Raw genomic sequence first — 17,458 nt, 5'->3', positions numbered from 1 at the left:
GCTTGTCCGGCTCTGTCCCCCCGCCGCCGATACGGTCGCGGCTCAGGCGCGGTCCTCGGTGAGGAACTCCGCCAGGCCCTCGGTGATCCCGCGTGCCGCGCGGTCGCGCCACGCGGCGTCGGTCAGCAGGGCGGCGTCCCGCGCGTTGCGCAGGTTGCCGCACTCCAGGAAGACCTTCGGGACGGTGGAGAGGTTGAGCCCGCCGAGGTCGTCGCGCACGTCCAGCCCGGACTCGGCGGTCCGCGGGCCGAGATAGGTCGCGGGGGAGGTGCCGGTGGCGCGGGCGAAGTGCTCGACCAGACGCGTCCCGAGCGCGCGCGACGGCCCGGTGATCGCACGCGTGTCGGCCTCGCCCTCGTGCACGGCCGCCGGAAGGATGACGTGGAAGCCGCGATGTGTCGGACCCGCCCCGTCCGCGTGCAGCGAGACGACGGCGTCGGCCCCCTCCTCGTTGCCGATGCGGGCCCGCTCGTCGACGCACGGACCGTAGGGGCGCGCCCGCTCCGGCCCCCCGCCCCGGCCGTCGCCCCGGTCGCCGTCCTGGGTGAGGACGACCCGCGCGCCGCGCTCCTCCAGCCGCTCCCGCACCCTGCGGGCGAGGTCCAGGGTGAACTCCGCCTCGGCGCGCCCGGACTCGGTGGCCGTGCCGGTGGTGTCGCACTCCTTGCGGTGGGTGCCCACGTCCACCTGCCGGGAGATGGCCTCCGGGTGCTCGCGGTTGGCGGGGTGGTGACCCGGGTCCAGGACGACGACGGTGCCCGCCAGCGGCCGGGCGTCCCCGTCCGGGGACTGCGGGGACGGTGCCGAGCGCGGGGATTCCGTGGCGCCGGGCGCCGCCGTCGGCTCGGCGGCTTCCGGCCGTGGCGCCGGCCGCCCGGAGTCCGGGCGCGTCAGGTGCGGTACGGCCAACGCGACCAGCGCGCACGGCAGGAGGACGGCGACGGCGAGGAACGCCCTGCGCGGCCGGGACACCTCAGCTCCCGGGCGCGGTGCGGCGCAGCACGCGCAGCGAGCCCGTCCCCGGCTCCTCCGTGAACGCCCCGGAGTCCAGGGCCCGCCGGTACACGCGGTAGGGGGCCTGGCCGCCGTCGGCCGGGTCCGGGAAGACGTCGTGGACGACCAGCAGTCCGCCGTCCGCCAGGTGCGGCACCCAGCCCGCGTAGTCCGCGTGCGCGTGCTCGTCGGTGTGCCCGCCGTCGACGAAGACGAGTCCGAGGGGCGTCCCCCAGAGCGCGGCGGCCTGCGGGGAGCGGCCGACGAGGGCGAGGACGTGGTCCTCCAGCCCGGCCGCGTGCAGCGTCCGGCGGAAGGAGGGAAGGGTGTCCATGAGGCCGACCTCCGGGTCGACCAGGCCGGGGTCGTGGTACTCCCAGCCGGGCTGCTGCTCCTCGCTGCCCCGGTGGTGGTCGACGGTGACGGCGGTGACGCCCGCCTCGCGGGCGGCGTCCGCGAGCAGGATCGTGGAGCGCCCGCAGTAGGTGCCGACCTCCAGCAGCGGGTGTCCGAGCCGGGCCGCCCGCGCCGCCGCCGCGTACAGGGCCAGCCCCTCGTCGCGGGGCATGAAGCCCTGGGCCGCCTCGAACGCGGCGATGATCTCCGGCTTCGGTGTCGTCATGGCGCCCATGCTGCCGCATCGTCGCGGCCCGGCGGTGCGGGGCCCCACCCCGCGCGGGCACCGGAGGTGTTCCCCGGGGCGGGCCGATGCGTTATACAAGGAATCAGCAGAAACTGGAACACGTTCTCTGTCCCGACCGCCCCGGGAGACACGGCAGATGCCCATCGACGTCGCCACCGTCCTCGCGGCCCCGCCCGCGGTCAAGCAGCTCGCCTGGGACCACCGGGACGTGCAGCTGTACCACCTCGGCCTGGGGGCCGGCCTCCCCGCCACCGACCCGGCCGAACTGCGCTACACGCTGGAGGACCGGCTGCACGTCCTGCCGAGCTTCGTGACCGTGGCGGGCGGCGGCATGGCGTTCGTCGACGGCATCGACGCACCGGGCATCGACGTCGACCTGACCGGCATCCTCCACGGCGGTCAGCGCATCGAGCTGCACCGGCCGGTCCCCGTGCGCGGCGCCGCGACCCAGCGCTCCCGCGTCGCGGCGGTCCACGACAAGGGCAAGGCCGCCCTCGTCGTCCTGCGGATGGAGGTCGAGGACGAGGCGGGGCCGCTGTGGACGTGCGACACCCGGCTGTTCGTGCGGGGGGAGGGCGGCTTCGGCGGGGAGCGCGGGGCCACCGAGCGCCTCCCGGTGCCGGACCGCGCGCCCGACCTGACGCTGGAGCGGCCCGTACGGGAGGACCAGGCGCTCCTCTACCGGCTCAGCGGTGACCTGAATCCGCTGCACGCGGACCCGGACTTCGCGCGCCTGGCCGGATTCGACCGGCCGATCCTGCACGGGCTGTGCACCTACGGCATGACGCTCAAGGCCGTCGTCGACACCGCGCTCGGCGGCGACGTCTCCCGGGTGACCGCCTACGGCACCCGCTTCGCCGGGGTCGTCCTCCCCGGCGACACCCTGCGGGTGCGGGCCTGGCGGCTGGACGCCGGACGCATCCAGGTGTCCGTCACGACGACCGGGCGGGACGACGCCCCGGTCCTGACCGACACCGTCGTCGAACACACCTGACGCCGCCGCGCGACCCGCACCGCACCGGCGTCAGTCGGCCGGGCCGCCGTCCGGCTCACCGCCGGGGCGGCGGTGGCGGCCGTGCGGCGGTCCCGCCCGGTCCTCACCGGACGCCGCCGGCCCCCGGTGCCGGCCCTGGGCCCCGTCTCCGTTCCGCTCGCCGTGGGTGGTGCTGTGCTGCTCGGACATACCGAAGGCTCCGTGTGGTTGGTTCACCGGTGTGCGGCCCCGATGATCTCCGCCGCTCCGACGCGGCGTCACACCGGGGTCGCGGGCGGGTCGCGGGCGGGGGCGCGGACCGGCCGTTGGCGGCGCGACGCTCACCGTCCCGCCGCGGCCAGCGGCGCCTGGGCCAGCGGGACCGGACGGCGCGCCGGGCCCGGCCCCGGCGTGGTGTCCGCCCCGGGGGCCCGCCGGCCCGACGGCGCCGCTCCTCCGTCTCCGGGCCCGGCGGCCCGGGGCGCGGCGTGCGCGGCCCGGCGCGGGGCGGCCGGTGGCCCGGAGGGACGCAGCCGGGCCACCGCGCAGCGGACCTCCGGCGTCGCGTAGGGCAGCAGCAGCGCGCCCTCGGCGGTGAACCGCCCGGCCCGCAGCCAGCCGTGCGGCGCGGGGACGTAGCTCACCGCCCGCCACCCCGGCCGCCACAGCGCCAGCCAGGGCAGCGCCGGGTCGCAGGGGCGGTCGGCGCGGGGGACGCCGTCCACCCGCAGGGCCACCGCGCACCGCTCCGGCAGCAGTGCCTGGCCCGGCTGGGCGGCGAAGGGCGTGACCGTGGCGCCCGGCGGGTGCAGGGCCTCCGGGAAGCGGACGGGGCGGTGGCTGCCGAGCACGCCCCAGCCCACGCGGTCGGCGCCCGGCGCGTCCGAGCGCACCAGCAGCAGCCCGCTGTCGGGGTCGGCCAGCAGGACCCGGTCGTTGCTGCCCTCCGCGATCTCCAGGAGGGGGGAGACGGCGCCGCCCCGACCGAGGTCGACCACGACGGCCTTGACCACGCCGTCGTCCCCGCGCCGGTTCAGCGCCAGCATCCGGCCGTCCCGGTCGAGCCACACGCCGTCCGTGCACAGGCCCGGCACGACGGCCACCCGCTCGGGGCCGTCGCCCCCCACGAGCCGCCACAGCACGGTCGTGCCCGCCCCGGCCGCCAGCGCGAAGCCGCCGCGCCCGTCCGGAGCCGGAGGCAGCAGGGCCAGCTGGGCCGCGTCCACCGTCCCGAGCGGCACCTCGCCGGTGCCCGCTCCGGAGGGGTACAGCAGGGAGGGCCGGTACCGTCCGTCCACGCGCCGCAGGATGAGCACCCGGCCGTCGGCGAGCGGGAGCACCTGGCTGTGCGGGTCCTCGGGCTGGCTGCCGGGGAGCGGGACGGCGTACGGCTCCGGCCCGTCCAGCGTCCACCGCTCCGGGCACCACCGGTCGGTGCCGCCCGGCGAGGCCAGGCGGGCCGCGTAGCCGCCGTCGGCGGAGAGCACGCAGGCCAGCGGCCGGTAGGGCGGCGGGGGGAGGACGGGCGAGGGTCTGTCCGCCGGGCTCTCGTCGGCGGGTGCCTCGGCGGGCGCGGGAGCGGGCCCGTCCGGGCAGGGGGCCGCGGTCCTCCCGTCGGCCGTCGCGTCGGTGCCTTCCCCGGGTCGCTCGGACTGGACCGTTCCTGGTCGGACCGCACAGACTGTCATGTGGCGATCACCTCCGGTACCGACGCTAGGGAGAGAACGAAGGTCCGAAGGGGAAGAGTTACCCGACTTCATTCGATCAGGTGGCGGTGCCGGAATTCCCCCCACCGCGCGCGCCGAAGTGTGCTGCGCGGACGCCCGTCCCCGTCGTCGTCCGCCCCGCCCCCGCCGTCCGTCCCGCGCTTCCGGCTCCCGGCCGACGCCGCCCCACCGCCGGTGCGCGGACGGGCGGTAGCCTGGCCCCGTGCCCGCACTGTCCGAAGTCATCGCCGCGCTCGACGCCCTCTGGCCCCCCGCCGGGGCGGAGTCCTGGGACGCGGTCGGCACGGTCTGCGGTGACCCGGAGGCCGAGGTGTCCCGGGTCCTCGTGGCCGTCGACCCGGTACGGGAGGTGGCCGAGGAGGCCGTCGCCCTCGGGGCCGACCTGTTGCTGACCCACCACCCGCTCTACCTGCGCGGTACCACCACCGTCGGCGCCCACACCTTCAAGGGCCGCGTCGTCCACACGCTGATCAAGCACGACGTCGCCCTGCACGTCGCGCACACCAACGCCGACCGCGCCGACCCGGGCGTCTCCGACGCCCTCGCCGGCGCCCTCGGCCTGCGTGTCACCGGGCCGCTCGCGCCCGACCCGGACGACCCGGCGGGCCGCCGGGGCATCGGGCGGCTGGGCGAGCTGCCCGAGCCGATGTCCCTGGCCGCCTTCGCCCAGTACGCCGCCGAGCGGCTGCCGGCCACCGCCCAGGGCGTCCGCGCCGCCGGCGACCCGGACGCCGTCCTGCGCACCGTCGCGGTCTGCGGCGGCTCCGGCGACGGCCTCTTCGACGCCGTCCGGGCGGCCGGTGTCGACGCGTACCTCACCGCCGACCTGCGGCACCACCCCGCCTCCGAGGCGCGCGAGCACGCGCCGCTCGCCCTACTCGACGCCGCCCACTGGGCCACCGAGTGGCCCTGGTGCGCGCAGGCCGCCGCCCAGCTCGACGCGATCAGCGACCGGTACGGCTGGGACCTGCGCACGCACGTCTCCCGTGCCGTCACCGACCCCTGGACCGCCCACGCGACGTCCGGACCCCATCCCGACCACTCAGGAGCCCCCAACTGAACGCCGAGCCCGCCGACCAGATCCGCCTTCTCGACGTCCAGGCCCTGGACATCCGGCTCTCGCAGCTCGCCCACCGCCGCGAGACCCTCCCCGAGCACGAGGAGGTGCGCACCCGCGAGGAGGAGCTGACGCAGCTGCGCGACCTGCTGGTCGCCGCCCAGACCGAGGAGAGCGACACCGCGCGCGAGCAGACCAAGGCCGAGCAGGACGTCGACCAGGTGCGCAAGCGCGCCACCCGCGACCAGGAGCGGCTGGACTCCGGCATGGTCACCAACCCCAAGGACCTGGAGAGCCTGCAGAGCGAGATCGCGTCCCTGGCGCGGCGGCAGAGCACGCTGGAGGACGTCGTCCTGGAGGTGATGGAGCGCAACGAGGCCGCCGCGGCCCGCGTCACCGAACTGACCGGGCGCGTCACCGCCGTCCAGGAGAAGGCCGAGGACGCCGGGGCCCGGCGCGCCGCCGCGAGCGGGGAGATCGACGCCGAGATCGAGACCGTGCGCAAGGAGCGCGAGGTCGTCGCCGCCGCGATCCCCGCCGACCTGCTGAAGCTCTACGAGAAGCTGCGCGGGCAGCAGGGCGGCGTGGGCGCGGCCAAGCTGTTCCAGCGCCGCTGCGAGGGCTGCCGGCTGGAGCTGAACATCACCGAGCTGAACGAGGTGCGCGAGGCCGCCCCCGAGACCGTCGTGCGGTGCGAGAACTGCCGGCGCATCCTGGTCCGCACCCCCGAGTCGGGGCTGTGACGCGGACGATGGCACGGCGTTTCCTCGTCGAGGCGGACGGCGGTTCCCGGGGCAACCCGGGCCCCGCGGGCTACGGCGCGGTGGTCAAGGACGCGGTGACGGGCGAAGTCCTCGCCGAGGCGGCCGAGTTCATCGGCCACGCCACCAACAACGTCGCCGAGTACCGGGGTCTGATCGCCGGGCTGTACGCGGCCCGCGACCTCGACCCGCAGGCCACGGTGCAGGTCCGGATGGACTCCAAGCTCGTCGTGGAGCAGATGTCCGGACGCTGGAAGATCAAGCACCCCGGCATGCGGCCGCTCGCCGCCGAGGCCAAGGAGATCTTCCCACCCGAGGCGGTGCGCTACGAGTGGATCCCGCGCGCCCGCAACGGCCACGCCGACCGGCTGGCCAACGAGGCCATGGACGCCGGGAAGCGCGGCGAGCGGTGGCGGCCCTCCGGCGTCCCCGAACCGGCCGCCGCCCCCTCGGTGGAGGACACCGGTCCGACGGCCCCCGCCGCGCCGCCCCCGGGCTGGTCGGCGGACCTGGGCGCGCCCACGACGTTCGTCCTGCTGCGGCACGGTGAGACGGCCCTGACCCCGCAGAAGCGCTTCTCCGGCAGCGGGGGAGCGGACCCGGAGCTGTCCGGCGCGGGCCGCCGTCAGGCCGAGGCCGCCGCCGCCGCGCTCGCCGCGCGCGGCACCGTCCAGGCGGTCGTCAGCTCCCCGCTGCGGCGCTGCCGGGAGACGGCCGCCGCCGTCGCCGACCGGCTCGGCCTGGAGGTCCGCGTCGACGAGGGCCTGCGCGAGACGGACTTCGGCGCCTGGGAGGGCCTCACCTTCGCCGAGGTCAAGGAGCGCCACCCGGACGACCTCGACGCGTGGCTGGCCTCCGACACCGTCGGGCCGACGGGCGGCGGCGAGTCGTTCGCCGAGGTGGCCCGCCGCGTCGCGCTGTCCCGGGACAAGCTGCTGGCCCGCCACGCGGGGCGCACCGTACTGCTGGTCACCCACGTCACGCCGGTCAAGCAGCTGGTGCGGCTGGCGCTCGGCGCGCCGCCGGAGGCGCTGTTCCGCATGGAGCTGTCGGCGGCGTCCGTCTCGGCCGTCGCCTACTACGCGGACGGCAACGCCTCGGTGCGCCTGCTCAACGACACCTCCCACCTGCGCTGACCGGCCCCGGCGGCCGCCGGGGTCACAGCCAGTCGGGATCGGTGTCGGGGACGGTCGTGTCGCCGCTCTCCAGCAGGGCGAACTGCGCCTCGGTGCGCGGCAGTTCGTGGCGGAAGAAGTAGCGCGCGGCCTGCCGCTTGCCCTGGTGGAAGGCGTCGTCGGACGCCGAGGCCGCCAGGTACTGCCCCAGCCAGACCCACGCCAGGACGACGTGCCCGACGGCCTCCAGGTAGACCGCCGCGTTGGCCAGCGCCCGGTCGGGTTCGCCCGTCGCCCACAGGGCGGCCGTCACGGTGGTCACCCGCTCCCAGGCGGCCGTCAGGGAGGCGGCCAGTTCGGCCGCCTCCCCGCCCCGCGCGGCGGCCTCCCCGGCCGTCGCGGCGACGGTCTCACCCAGTGCCCGCAGCCCGGCGCCGCCGTCCAGCACGGCCTTGCGCCCCAGCAGGTCGAGCGCCTGGATGCCGTGCGTGCCCTCGTGGATGGGGTTGAGGCGGTTGTCGCGGTAGTGCTGCTCGACGTCGTACTCGCGCGTGTAGCCGTACCCGCCGTGCACCTGGATCGCCAGGCTGTTCGCCTCCAGGCACCACTGGGAGGGCCAGCTCTTCGCGATGGGGGTGAGGACGTCCAGCAGCAGGCCGGCCCGTCGGCGTCCGGCCTCGTCCTCGGCCGTGTGCTGCTCGTCCACCAGCCGCGCGCAGTACAGCACGAGCCCGGTGGCGCCCTCGCTGTACGCCTTCTGGGCCAGCAGCATGCGGCGCACGTCGGCGTGCTCGATGATCGGCACCTGCGGCGCGCCCGGGTCGCGTCCGGTCACCGGGCGGCCCTGCGGGCGGCTGCGCGCGTACGCCAGGGACTTCAGGTAGCCCGTGACGCCGAGCGCGGCGGCCCCGGCACCGACGCCGATGCGCGCCTCGTTCATCATCATGAACATGTAGGCCAGACCCCGGTGCGGCTCCCCGACGAGCTCGCCCACCGCGCCCGGCCGTCCCCCCGGGAGGTGCGCGCCCTCGCCGAAGTTCAGCGCCGCGTTCGTCGTGCCCCGGTAGCCCATCTTGTGGTTGAGACCCGCCGCCACGACGTCGTTGCGTTCACCCGGGCTCCCGTCGGGGGAGACGAGGCGCTTGGGGACGACGAACAGCGACAGCCCCTTCACCCCGGGCGGCCCGCCGGGGATGCGGGCGAGGACGAGGTGCACGATGTTCTCGGTCAGCTCGTGGTCGCCGCCGGAGATCCACATCTTGTTGCCCGACAGCCGGTAGGTGCCGTCGTCCTGCGGCTCCGCCCGCGTCAGGACGTCCGCCAGCGAGGAGCCGGCCTGCGGTTCGGACAGGCACATGGTGCCGGTGAACCGCCCGGCCAGCATGGGGCGCGCGTAGCGGTCGACCTGCTCGGGCGTCCCGTGGGCGCACAGCAGCCGCGCGTTGCCCAGGGTGAGGAACGGGTAGGCGGAGGTGGCGATGTTCGCGGCCTGGAACCAGCTGAAGCAGGCCGTGGACACGACGTGCGGCAGCCGCATCCCGCCCAGGTCCTCGTCCATGGTCGCCGAGACCAGGCCCGAGCGGGCGAAGGCCGCCAGCGCCTCCCGCACCTCGGGGATCGTCTCCACCGTGCCGTCCTCCAGGCGGGGTTCGGCCAGGTCGCCCGCGCGGTTGTGCGGGGCGAAGTAGCGCGCGGCCAGCTGCTCCCCGAGCTCCAGCACCGCGTCGAACGTCTCCCGGGAGTGCTCCGCGTAGCGGGGCCGCCGGACGAGGGCCTCGGTGTCCAGCCACGCGTACAGCTGGAAGGCGAGGTCCTTCCGGGACATCAGCAGGGAGGAGTCGGCCGGGGTCGCGGGCATGGGCACATCCGATCCGGAGAGGCAGACTAAGCGGTCGCTTATTCTTGGCCGACGCTCCGCGCCCTGTCAACGGCCCTACGGCACCACGGCCGTACGCCGGGCTCAGCGGACGTCGGTGACGACCACGTCCAGCCGCGTCGGCCGCCTCGGGCGTTCCGGCGCCGTGAGCTCCACCCGGTGGCCCAGCTCCGCCAGCGTTCCCGCCAGCTCCGCCGGCGTGCGCGGCTCCGCGCCCGCGACCAGCAGCGACCGCACGATGCGGCCCTTCGTCGCCTTGTTGAAGTGGCTCACCACCGAGCGCTTCTCGACGCCGTCCACGACCTTCGACTGCAGCACCCGCACGGTCGCCGTCCGCCCGGCCACCTCGCCCTTCGGCTTCCACATCGCCGCGTACGCCGACGACCGCAGGTCCAGCACCAGACCGTCCCCGGCCGCCGTCGGCAGCACCTCCTGCAACGGCCCGCGCCAGAACGCCCCCAACCCGCCGAGCCCCGGCAGCCTGACGCCGCCCGAACAGCGGTAGGAGGGGATCGGATCACCCACCCGGACCACCCCCCACAGCCCCGAGAACACCAGCAGCGTGCGCTCGGCCCGCTCCCGTGCCGCGGCGTCCAGGGTGCCCAGCCCCAGCGCGTCGTACAGCACACCGGTGTAGATCTCCCCGGCGGGGCGCACCGGCGCGCTCTCCAGCGCCGCGTTCCGGGCGATCTCCCCGCGCAGCCCCTCGCTGAGCCCCAGCACCTCCCGGGCCTTCGCGTCGTCCCCGCCCACCGCCTCCGCGCACAGACCGACCAACTCGGTGAGCACCCGCTCCCTGGCCTCCGTGAGCCCCGGCAGCGCCAGCGCGTCCAGCCGCAGCGTGCGGTCACCCGCGCGGGGCTCCGGGGACGCCTTCCCCTCGGACGGCGGCAGCAGCACGAGCACGGTCATCTCTCCTCACGGTCGGGCAAAAGCGGCGACCAGCAGCCTACGGCCCTACGCTCGCCGTATGCCCAGCCGCCATCCGCACATCACCGGCGGTGACGGCGCCGCCCTGCGCGCGGCGCTGGACGACCTGCGCCACCGGATCGGCGTCCCGCACGCCTTCCCCGCCTCCGTCCTCGCCGACGCCGAACGCGCCGCCCGCGCCCCCCGGCTCCCCGCCGAGGACGCCACCCACCTGCCCTTCTTCACCGTGGACCCGCCCGGCTCACACGAACTCGACCACGCCCTCCACCTCGCCCGCACGCCCCGCGGCGGCTTCCGCGTCCACCACGCCGTCTCCGACACGGCCGCCTTCGTCACCCCCGGCCATCCGCTGGACACCGAGGCCCACCGCCGGGCCCTCGCCCTGCCCTTCCCCGACCTGCGCGTGCCCCTCCACCCGCACCGCATCGCGGAGGACGCCGCGAGCCTGCTGCCCGACGTGCCCCGGCCCGCGCTGCTGTGGACACTCGACCTGGACGCCGACGGCACCCTCACCGCCACCGACGTCCGCCGGGCCCTCGTCCGCTCCCACGCCCGGCTCGACCCGGACACCGTGCAGCGGGAACTCGACGACGGAACCGCCGAGGACTCCGTGGCCCTCCTGCGCGACGTCGGCCGCCTGTGCGAGGAGCGGGAACGCGCCCGGGGCGGCGTCTCCCTCAACGCGCCCGAGCAGCGGATCGTCCCGCACGGCGACCGCTACCGCCTCGACCACCGCCCCCTCCTCCCCGCCGAACGCTGGACCGCGCAGCTCTCCGTGCTCCTCGGCACGGCCGCCGCCGCCCTCATGCTCGACGGCGGCACCGGCGTCCTGCGCACCCTGCCGCAGGCCCCGGACGGAGCGGTGGCCCGCCTCCACCGCGTCGCCCGCGCGCTGGACGTCCCCTGGCCCCCGCACACGTCCTACGCCGCGCTCCTGCGCTCCCTCGACCCCCGCCGCCCCCGCCACGCCGCCTTCCTCCAGGAGTGCACGACGCTCCTGCGCGGCGCCGGCTACACCGCCTTCGGCCGAGGCGGCCCCGCCCTCCGGCCGACCGGCCGCCCCGACCACCCCGAGCACGCCGCCGTCGCCGCCCCCTACACCCACTGCGCCGCGCCCCTGGGCCGCCTGGTGGACCGCTACACCGGCGAGCTGTGCCTGGCCGCCGTCGCGGGCACGGAGCCGCCGGAATGGGCCGGCGGCGCGCTGGCCGCCCTCCCCGCCACCATGGAACGCGGCGAACGCCGCGCCGCCGAGGCCGACGACGCCTGCCTGGAGCTGATGACGGCCGCCGTCCTGTGGGACCACGTCGGGGAGGTCTTCGACGGCCTCGTGACCGACGTCCGGGAGGACCGGCCCCACGAAGGCACCGTCCACCTCGCCGAACCCCCGGTCGCGGGCCGCGTCTCCGTCCCGCCCGACGGTCCGCCCCTCCCGCTCGGCGAACCCCTCCGCGTCCGCCTCCTGCACGCCGATCCGGGCAGGTCACCCGTGCGGTTCGGGCCGGCCTGAGCGCGTAGGATGACCCCACGGCAGACGAGCCGTGCGGGCGGCCGCGGCGTGACCTCACCGGTCGCGTCGAGGAACGTCCGGACTCCGCAGAGCAGGGTGGTAGGTAACGCCTACCTGGGGCGACCCACGGGAAAGTGCCACAGAAAGCAGACCGCCGGGGGCCGGAGACGGCGCCCGGTAAGGGTGAAACGGTGGTGTAAGAGACCACCAGCGCCCAGGGTGACCTGGGCGGCTCGGTAAACCCCACCCGGAGCAAGGTCAAGAGGGGCCGTCGCGAGGCGGCCCTGCGCGGACGCATGAGGGCTGCTCGCCCCAGTTCGCGGGTAGACCGCACCGAGGCCGGTGGCGACACCGGCCCCAGATGGATGGCCGCCTCCCGGCCGCCCGCGAGGGCGACCGGAGACAGAATCCGGCGTACAGCACGACTCGTCTGCCGCTTACGCCACGGGCCCATGGCCTGGAGTGATCCCTGGTCAGAAGCCTCTGCCCCCGCTGAGGGAAGCGACGAGTGCGCCTACCGAGCCTTGACGTTCGAATCGGCCAACCGGCTCCGACAACGATGTTGCGCAGAATCACTCGTGTGTGCGATCGCTGTTTCGATCAACTGCTGCGCTTCCGGGCCGTGGACAGCCATTCTCATGATGGTCGCCTCGTTAGTGGTCGCCCGTGGTTCCGAGCAGCCCACGCGACATCTGAAGAGGCTGCATGGGTGGGTGCGGTGATGGGATCATTGCACAGTGGGTACGCGAAGGAGCCGACGCGGTTCCGGAGCTGTCCGATACGTGGCGTGCAACTTCTGGGAGCTGCCATCCCGCGAGCGCGGCCACGCGCCGTTCACGTTCGACATCAGACCTGGGTCACTGTCGGGAACAAGGGGGAAGCGATGGCTGGGGACCGTAAGAGAACCGTGCCCGTGCTGGCGCTGGCGACCGCTGACGTCCACGTGCCGGGGGTGATGAGCGTGGGCGAAGCGATGACGGCCGAGCGCCTGGCTGAACTGCGCGGAGTGCTCGCCGCCCTGGCCGACGACCCGATCGTCACTCTTGAGTTGCATCCGTTGCCCGACACGACGGACCGCGCCCGTGGCATCCCGCTTGACGCGGCGAGCCCTTTGGCACAGAGTCTCTCGCAGCTCATCACACAGGCGTCGCGCAGTTCCCTGACGACGGCCAGAGCCACCGCATCTGGCGAGAACCTCTACCGCATGGTGATCCCGGCCAAGGTCGCCGACCAGTTCGGGCAGGGCATGGTCCGCTCGCTGCCGTCGAAGGGCGCGGCAGGAGGCATCTACGGTTCACTGGTGAACTCGGCGGGGCGCTTCGTCGAACCGGCGACGTTCGTGCCGGTGGGCAAGGCCACGACAGCCGGTGCGGTAGGTGGGGCCGGTGCGACGGCGGGTGCCGCGGCCGCCGGCAGTGTGGCGCTCACGGTGGCTGCGCCGCTCGTGCTCATGGCCGTGGCGGTAGGGGTGAGTGCACACGCCGACAGCAGGCGCCAGCGGGCTATCGACCACATCACTCAACTGTTGGAGCACCTTCAGGAAGAGAAGCTCGATGACGAGCACAGCGAACTCGACGCCTGCCGCAGCGCGATCGACAAAGCCACCGCGGTCCTGCTCGACCAGGGCAAGCTCGGTGTTTCGCTGGGACTCGACTCAGCGGTCCATGCCATTGACACGGCGCTGAGTAGAGCCGGCCGCCGCCTTTCCCGGTGGCAGAGCGCACTCGACGGACTGTCCGAAGGCGAGGCTGTCGGGCTCGGCGCCGTGACCAAGTCGTTCCCTGGCATCGACGGCCATGGCGGCACATTCCGTACGCACGTCGAACTCGCTTCCCTGGCCATTGCGCTGATGCGGCGCGTGGTCGTGCTCCAGGCGGTCGAGCACGCACAGGGCGAGCCCGGCAATCTGTTCGAGAATTTCACCCGCGTCCTTAAGCGTGATCAGGAGCGCCTCGATGAACTGGAGGCCGGTATCGCCGGTGTCCTGGTACGCCTGTCGACACTGGAACTGGCCCGTCCGAACGGTCTGAAGCCCGTCTTCACGCCGGGTGAGGTCGATCGCCTCATGAGCGCGGCGCACCGGATTCACAGGTTGGGCGACGACGTCACGGTCAACGGCCGTGCGACGGATGTAGCGATCGAGATCGTCCGCGACAAGGATGGCTCGGTAGTCGTTCACCCCGCGCTGCCCGCGTAAGCCGGACGGCAGCTCGGAGCCCTCAGTAGTAGGTGTTGATCTCGCCGTCGAAACCCGGCGAGATCAACTGCCTGAACCGCCCCCTTGGCCACGCGACAGCGGCCGGAGTGGAGTCGGCAGGTGTGCCACGAGCCAGACGCGCTGTCGTTCACGGCCGCTGCACGGGGTGGCGGCCCGGGGCGCGGGGGCGTGAGCGTGCGCGGAACCGCGTACGGGGGGTGAGAGTACGTGCACTGAGGGTAGACGGTACCGGTGCGCCTCGGTCACGCTAGGTGATGCCGTGAGTGGCTTCGGTGGCCTTCGCGGTTCAAGCGCGAGGCGCGAGGCACGGAGAGAGGGCGACGGATGGGCAACGCCGAGAGGGTCGGGGCCGGGGTGGGGATTGAGGTCGGAGTCGGGGGTGAGGTCGGGGCCGAGCCCGGCTGGGACACCGACGACGGGCACGCGGGAACCGACACGGAGTGGGAGCGGGAGCCGCACCCCTCGGACAGTCTGCGCACCTTCGGTGCGGTCGTGCAGGCCCTGCGCGAGCACGCGGGCCTGAGCCGCGCCGAACTCGCCGCCTACGTCGGGTACTCCAAGCACACGGTGGCCTCCGTGGAACTGGGACGCCGCATGCCGGACCAGGTGTTCGTGGAACGTGCCGAGGAAGTGCTCGGAAACACCGGCGCCCTGCGCAAGGCCGCCCGCCACCTCACACGGAGCGAGGTGGGACTCGCCGCGTGGTTCCGGCAGTGGGCGCGGCTGGAGCGCAAGGCGGTGAGCCTGTCCACCTACGAGTGCCGCCTGGTGCCGGGCTTGTTGCAGTCCGAGGCGTACGCGTGCGCGGTGTTCGACGGCACGATCCCGGTGCGCAATGACCACGAGCTGGAGGCCCAACTCGCCGCACGCATGGACCGGCAGGTGATGATGCGGGAGCGGCCGACGACCCCGTTCAGCTTCATCGTCGAGGAGCACGTCTTCCGTCGTCGTTTCGCCGAGCGGGAGGTGGTGCGCGAGCTCCTCGACCATGTCCTCGACCTCACTGCCCCGCGCAACGTGACGTTCCAGCTCGTTTCGATTGAGGCCGGGTTGCATGCCTGCCTGGACGGGCCGACGCGCATCCTGGAGACACCGGAGGGGCGGTGGTTCGGCTACTCCGAGGGGCAGCAGAACGGACGGCTGATCTCGGACCGGAAAGAGATGAGACTGCTTTCCCAGCGCTATGAAACACTGCGCTCGCAGGCCCTGAGCCCCATCGAATCCCGGGCCCTGCTGGAGCGACTAAGAGGAGAGCTATGAGCAGCGGTTCGACGGAACTCGCCTGGTTCAAGTCCAGCTACAGCGGCAGCCAGGGTGACGACTGTGTGGAGGTCGCGATCGCTGAACAGGCCGTCCACGTGCGCGACTCCAAGGACGCGACCCTTCCGGCCTTCACCGTCGCCAACGAGGGCTGGAGCCGGTTCGTGCGTTTCGCGTCGGAGCGCTGACCCGCTCGACGCGTCCCGTCCCCGCGTCGGATCATCGGCGCGGCGGACGGCCGTCTCCATGAGGCTGCGGAGGGAGCGGGATGTCCTCCTCTCCCACTCCCCGGGTTCCTCGGCCCGTCGGTCTCGCGGAGCAGCTCGCCCGGTTCGGTGAGCACTGTTCGCGGGGGATCGTCGTCTTCGACTCACGCGGGTCGGGGAATACGGTGCGGGGTCGGTTGGTTGCGGGGAGCATGGGGAACCTCGCTCAGTCTGAAACGGACCGCACCGGCGTCCTGCGCTACACCGCCTTCTCCTCCTCGCCGCAGGGCGGGAACCCGGCCGGCGTCGTGCTCGACGCCTCGGGGCTCGACGAGGCGGCGATGCTCGCCGTCGCGGCCGAGGTCGGCTACTCGGAGACGGCCTTCCTGGTCCCCGCGCCGGGCAGCGACGGCTCGGGGCGGGAGTTCACCGTCCGGTACTTCAGCCCCGTCGCCGAGGTGCCGTTCTGCGGTCACGCCACGGTGGCGGCGGCCGTCGCCCTGGCCGAGCGCATCGGGCCGGGGGAGCTGGTGTTCGCGACGCGGGCGGGTGCCGTGCCCGTCTCGGTGGTGCGGACACCGCTGGGGGAGCTGCGCGCGACGCTGACGAGCGTTCCGCCGTACACCGAGGAGATCGCCCCGGCCGATCTCGCGGAGGCGCTGGCCGCGCTGGACTGGCGGTCCGAGGAGCTCGACCCCGCCCTGCCCCCGCGCATCGCCTACGCGGGCGCCCGCCACCTGGTGCTGGCGGCCGGTACCCGCGAGCGGCTCGCCCGGCTCGACTACGACGTCGAGCGGCTCAAGGCCCTGATGCTGCGGCTCGATCTGACGACGCTGCAACTCGTCCACCGCGATCCGAGGGACGTCACGGTCTTCCACGTCCGCGATCCGTTTCCGGTGGGGGGTGTGGTGGAGGACCCGGCGACGGGCGCCGCCGCCGCGGCGCTGGGCGGCTACCTGCGCGAGCTGGGGCTCGTCCCGGACAGCGCCGTGCTCACCCTGCACCAGGGGGCCGACCTCGGCCGGCCGGGGGAGCTGACGGTGGAGTTGCGGCACGGTGACGCGCGGATCCACGTCAGCGGGTCGGGCGTCCGCATACCGTGACGCCCCACGGGCCGCCCCGGCCCGCCTCAGCCCTCGTCGTCCGGATGGGGCGCGGCGGGCCAGGTCTCCTGCTCGTCGACCCAGTGCACCTGAGCGGGGTCGGCGAGGTCGATGTCGGGGAAGACCTCGCGCAGACGGGGCTCCAGCTCCTCCTCCGTGAGCGGCTCCCAGCCGATGCCGCGCAGCCAGACGAGCCGGTAGCCGTGGTCGGCGTCGCCGAACGACCCCACCACGACCCGGTACTGCGGCTCGGCCGGGCGTTCCGTGTCCATGGCTCCACCCTGCGCACGCCCCGGCGCCCTCCGCATGCCGGAGGCCGCCGAACGTGCTAGGCGCCCTGGTCAGACGGGTCGGGGCCGGACGGTGTCCGGCCCGTGGCGGAGGCGAAGCCCAGCCAGGTGTGGCGGTTGCGCCACCAGCACCACCCGACCTTGGGGGCGCCGCGCCGCTCCCGGCCGTCGCGGCCGGTGCCGTTGCTGATCCAGAGCGCGGGGGTGCGGGCGTCGTAGGTGCCGTTCGGCTTGCGCAGCCGTGAGCCGATGGTCATGAAGCACCGGTTGCGTTCCAGGGCAGCCGGTTGCTGGAGCACCCAGTGGATGCCTTCAGTGAGCAGCAGCGGGGTGCGGTGGTGCTCGGTCAGGGCGGGGAGGGCCTCCTCCGGGCTCCAGTTGGCCAGGTGGTCGCCCCGGTCGACGCCGCTGACGAGGTACAGGGGGCTCTCGGGCAGGTTGATCCCGCTGGGCGTGAAGCGGTCGACGTCGGGCATGTCGGTCACGACGAAGCCGGGCTTGCCGCTGTGGCGCAGCAGGGGCGCGAGGACGGAGGCGGGCGCGCGCTCGGGGTGGACGGCCAGCAGGGTGCCCCCTCCGCCGTCCGCGTGCCGTTCGGCGAAGGCGCGGACTTCCGCGGCGGGGAGCGCGGCGCGGGTGTGGACGCCCAGGGCGATCAGGTGGTCCGCCTGGGTGCGCAGGGGCGGCAGGGGGGTCGGGGTGGCGGTCCGCGGGTCGGGCAACGGGGGCTCCTCCAGATATGCCGCTCACGTAAATTTACGTCGAGTGTAAAAATAGCTCCGTCCCTTAGGGGTGT

Annotated in this window: 17 protein-coding genes and 1 other RNA gene; 10 read left to right on the top strand and 8 right to left on the bottom strand. The window is 74.4% G+C overall.

Annotation, left to right across the window (positions count from 1 at the left end):
- Nucleotides 1-42: 42 nt before the first annotated feature.
- Complete coding sequence (locus IF129_RS02895) at nucleotides 43-972, bottom strand: N-acetylmuramoyl-L-alanine amidase (protein ID WP_191207792.1); 930 nt, start codon at nucleotides 970-972, stop codon at nucleotides 43-45.
- Between the two features lies 1 nt (nucleotide 973).
- Nucleotides 974-1,615 (bottom strand): class I SAM-dependent methyltransferase, encoded by a 642-nt coding sequence (locus IF129_RS02890; protein WP_381480242.1) that lies wholly within the window; start codon nucleotides 1,613-1,615, stop codon nucleotides 974-976.
- 157 nt (nucleotides 1,616-1,772) lie between these two features.
- On the opposite strand from IF129_RS02890, the gene IF129_RS02885 reads away from it, so the two are divergent.
- Nucleotides 1,773-2,630, top strand: coding sequence for a MaoC/PaaZ C-terminal domain-containing protein (locus tag IF129_RS02885; RefSeq protein ID WP_191207790.1), 858 nt, complete (start codon nucleotides 1,773-1,775; stop codon nucleotides 2,628-2,630).
- A gap of 30 nt (nucleotides 2,631-2,660) precedes the next feature.
- On the opposite strand, the gene IF129_RS02880 is transcribed toward IF129_RS02885, so the two are convergent.
- Together IF129_RS02880 and IF129_RS02875 are read right to left on the bottom strand one after the other, a co-directional pair.
- Nucleotides 2,661-2,819 (bottom strand): hypothetical protein, encoded by a 159-nt coding sequence (locus IF129_RS02880; RefSeq protein WP_191207789.1) that lies wholly within the window; start codon nucleotides 2,817-2,819, stop codon nucleotides 2,661-2,663.
- 131 nt (nucleotides 2,820-2,950) lie between these two features.
- Nucleotides 2,951-4,297 carry a hypothetical protein gene (locus IF129_RS02875; RefSeq protein ID WP_224754214.1) on the bottom strand — a complete coding sequence of 449 codons (1,347 nt, stop codon included), beginning with the start codon at nucleotides 4,295-4,297 and terminating at the stop codon, nucleotides 2,951-2,953.
- 241 nt (nucleotides 4,298-4,538) lie between these two features.
- Here IF129_RS02875 and IF129_RS02870 point away from each other — a divergent pair, with 241 nt between their 5' ends.
- From IF129_RS02870 to IF129_RS02860, 3 genes are read left to right on the top strand one after another with little or no spacing between them, the layout of a single operon-like run.
- Nucleotides 4,539-5,396: a Nif3-like dinuclear metal center hexameric protein gene (locus tag IF129_RS02870; protein WP_191207788.1), complete on the top strand. Its 858-nt coding sequence runs from the start codon at nucleotides 4,539-4,541 to the stop codon at nucleotides 5,394-5,396.
- Nucleotides 5,393-6,136, top strand: coding sequence for a zinc ribbon domain-containing protein (locus IF129_RS02865; protein WP_191208243.1), 744 nt, complete (start codon nucleotides 5,393-5,395; stop codon nucleotides 6,134-6,136). The genes IF129_RS02870 and IF129_RS02865 overlap by 4 nt, the downstream gene beginning before the upstream one ends.
- Nucleotides 6,137-6,144: 8 nt before the next feature.
- Nucleotides 6,145-7,290: a bifunctional RNase H/acid phosphatase gene (locus IF129_RS02860; protein ID WP_191207787.1), complete on the top strand. Its 1,146-nt coding sequence runs from the start codon at nucleotides 6,145-6,147 to the stop codon at nucleotides 7,288-7,290.
- 22 nt (nucleotides 7,291-7,312) lie between these two features.
- Here IF129_RS02860 and IF129_RS02855 read toward each other — a convergent pair whose 3' ends face one another.
- Complete coding sequence (locus IF129_RS02855; RefSeq protein ID WP_191207786.1) at nucleotides 7,313-9,127, bottom strand: acyl-CoA dehydrogenase; 1,815 nt, start codon at nucleotides 9,125-9,127, stop codon at nucleotides 7,313-7,315.
- Nucleotides 9,128-9,229: 102 nt separating this feature from the next.
- Nucleotides 9,230-10,051 (bottom strand): peroxide stress protein YaaA, encoded by an 822-nt coding sequence (gene yaaA, locus IF129_RS02850; protein WP_191208242.1) that lies wholly within the window; start codon nucleotides 10,049-10,051, stop codon nucleotides 9,230-9,232.
- Between the two features lie 64 nt (nucleotides 10,052-10,115).
- Between yaaA and IF129_RS02845 the strand changes: the two genes are divergently transcribed.
- From IF129_RS02845 to IF129_RS02820, 6 genes are all read left to right on the top strand, one after another.
- On the top strand, nucleotides 10,116-11,585 hold the full coding sequence (locus IF129_RS02845; RefSeq protein ID WP_191207785.1) for an RNB domain-containing ribonuclease: 1,470 nt from the start codon (nucleotides 10,116-10,118) through the stop codon (nucleotides 11,583-11,585).
- A gap of 25 nt (nucleotides 11,586-11,610) precedes the next feature.
- An RNA gene (rnpB, locus tag IF129_RS02840) (RNase P RNA component class A) lies at nucleotides 11,611-12,018 on the top strand.
- 450 nt (nucleotides 12,019-12,468) lie between these two features.
- Nucleotides 12,469-13,782: a hypothetical protein gene (locus IF129_RS02835; RefSeq protein WP_191207784.1), complete on the top strand. Its 1,314-nt coding sequence runs from the start codon at nucleotides 12,469-12,471 to the stop codon at nucleotides 13,780-13,782.
- Nucleotides 13,783-14,127: 345 nt separating this feature from the next.
- Nucleotides 14,128-15,063 (top strand): helix-turn-helix domain-containing protein, encoded by a 936-nt coding sequence (locus IF129_RS02830; protein WP_191207783.1) that lies wholly within the window; start codon nucleotides 14,128-14,130, stop codon nucleotides 15,061-15,063.
- Complete coding sequence (locus IF129_RS02825) at nucleotides 15,060-15,251, top strand: DUF397 domain-containing protein (protein ID WP_191207782.1); 192 nt, start codon at nucleotides 15,060-15,062, stop codon at nucleotides 15,249-15,251. Before IF129_RS02830 ends, IF129_RS02825 begins: the two co-directional genes overlap by 4 nt.
- A gap of 230 nt (nucleotides 15,252-15,481) precedes the next feature.
- A complete protein-coding gene (locus IF129_RS02820; protein WP_191207781.1) occupies nucleotides 15,482-16,372 on the top strand; it encodes a PhzF family phenazine biosynthesis isomerase in 891 nt (296 codons plus the stop codon).
- A gap of 26 nt (nucleotides 16,373-16,398) precedes the next feature.
- Here IF129_RS02820 and IF129_RS02815 read toward each other — a convergent pair whose 3' ends face one another.
- The gene (locus IF129_RS02815; RefSeq protein WP_191207780.1) at nucleotides 16,399-16,644 is read right to left on the bottom strand and encodes a hypothetical protein; all 246 of its coding nucleotides are present in this window, start codon (nucleotides 16,642-16,644) and stop codon (nucleotides 16,399-16,401) included.
- A 56-nt stretch (nucleotides 16,645-16,700) separates the two neighbouring features.
- Nucleotides 16,701-17,384: a DUF5701 family protein gene (locus tag IF129_RS02810; protein WP_191207779.1), complete on the bottom strand. Its 684-nt coding sequence runs from the start codon at nucleotides 17,382-17,384 to the stop codon at nucleotides 16,701-16,703.
- Nucleotides 17,385-17,458: the final 74 nt, after the last annotated feature.

Origin of the sequence: Streptomyces chumphonensis (genome assembly GCF_014779715.1) — a bacterium.
Taxonomy (GTDB): Bacteria; Actinomycetota; Actinomycetes; order Streptomycetales; family Streptomycetaceae; genus Streptomyces; species Streptomyces chumphonensis.
Note: the sequence above shows the minus strand (reverse complement) of the source record. Positions and strands in the feature narration are given on the sequence as shown.

Coding starts and splice junctions, on each gene's coding strand:
- IF129_RS02825 (WP_191207782.1), top strand. CDS start 15,060: ATGAGCAGCGGTTCGACGGAACTCGCCTGGTTCAAGTCCAGCTACAGC.
- IF129_RS02880 (WP_191207789.1), bottom strand. CDS start 2,819: ATGTCCGAGCAGCACAGCACCACCCACGGCGAGCGGAACGGAGACGGG.
- IF129_RS02830 (WP_191207783.1), top strand. CDS start 14,128: ATGGGCAACGCCGAGAGGGTCGGGGCCGGGGTGGGGATTGAGGTCGGA.
- IF129_RS02845 (WP_191207785.1), top strand. CDS start 10,116: ATGCCCAGCCGCCATCCGCACATCACCGGCGGTGACGGCGCCGCCCTG.
- IF129_RS02835 (WP_191207784.1), top strand. CDS start 12,469: ATGGCTGGGGACCGTAAGAGAACCGTGCCCGTGCTGGCGCTGGCGACC.
- IF129_RS02860 (WP_191207787.1), top strand. CDS start 6,145: ATGGCACGGCGTTTCCTCGTCGAGGCGGACGGCGGTTCCCGGGGCAAC.
- IF129_RS02875 (WP_224754214.1), bottom strand. CDS start 4,297: ATGACAGTCTGTGCGGTCCGACCAGGAACGGTCCAGTCCGAGCGACCC.
- IF129_RS02890 (WP_381480242.1), bottom strand. CDS start 1,615: ATGACGACACCGAAGCCGGAGATCATCGCCGCGTTCGAGGCGGCCCAG.
- IF129_RS02820 (WP_191207781.1), top strand. CDS start 15,482: ATGGGGAACCTCGCTCAGTCTGAAACGGACCGCACCGGCGTCCTGCGC.
- IF129_RS02855 (WP_191207786.1), bottom strand. CDS start 9,127: ATGCCCGCGACCCCGGCCGACTCCTCCCTGCTGATGTCCCGGAAGGAC.
- IF129_RS02885 (WP_191207790.1), top strand. CDS start 1,773: ATGCCCATCGACGTCGCCACCGTCCTCGCGGCCCCGCCCGCGGTCAAG.
- IF129_RS02815 (WP_191207780.1), bottom strand. CDS start 16,644: ATGGACACGGAACGCCCGGCCGAGCCGCAGTACCGGGTCGTGGTGGGG.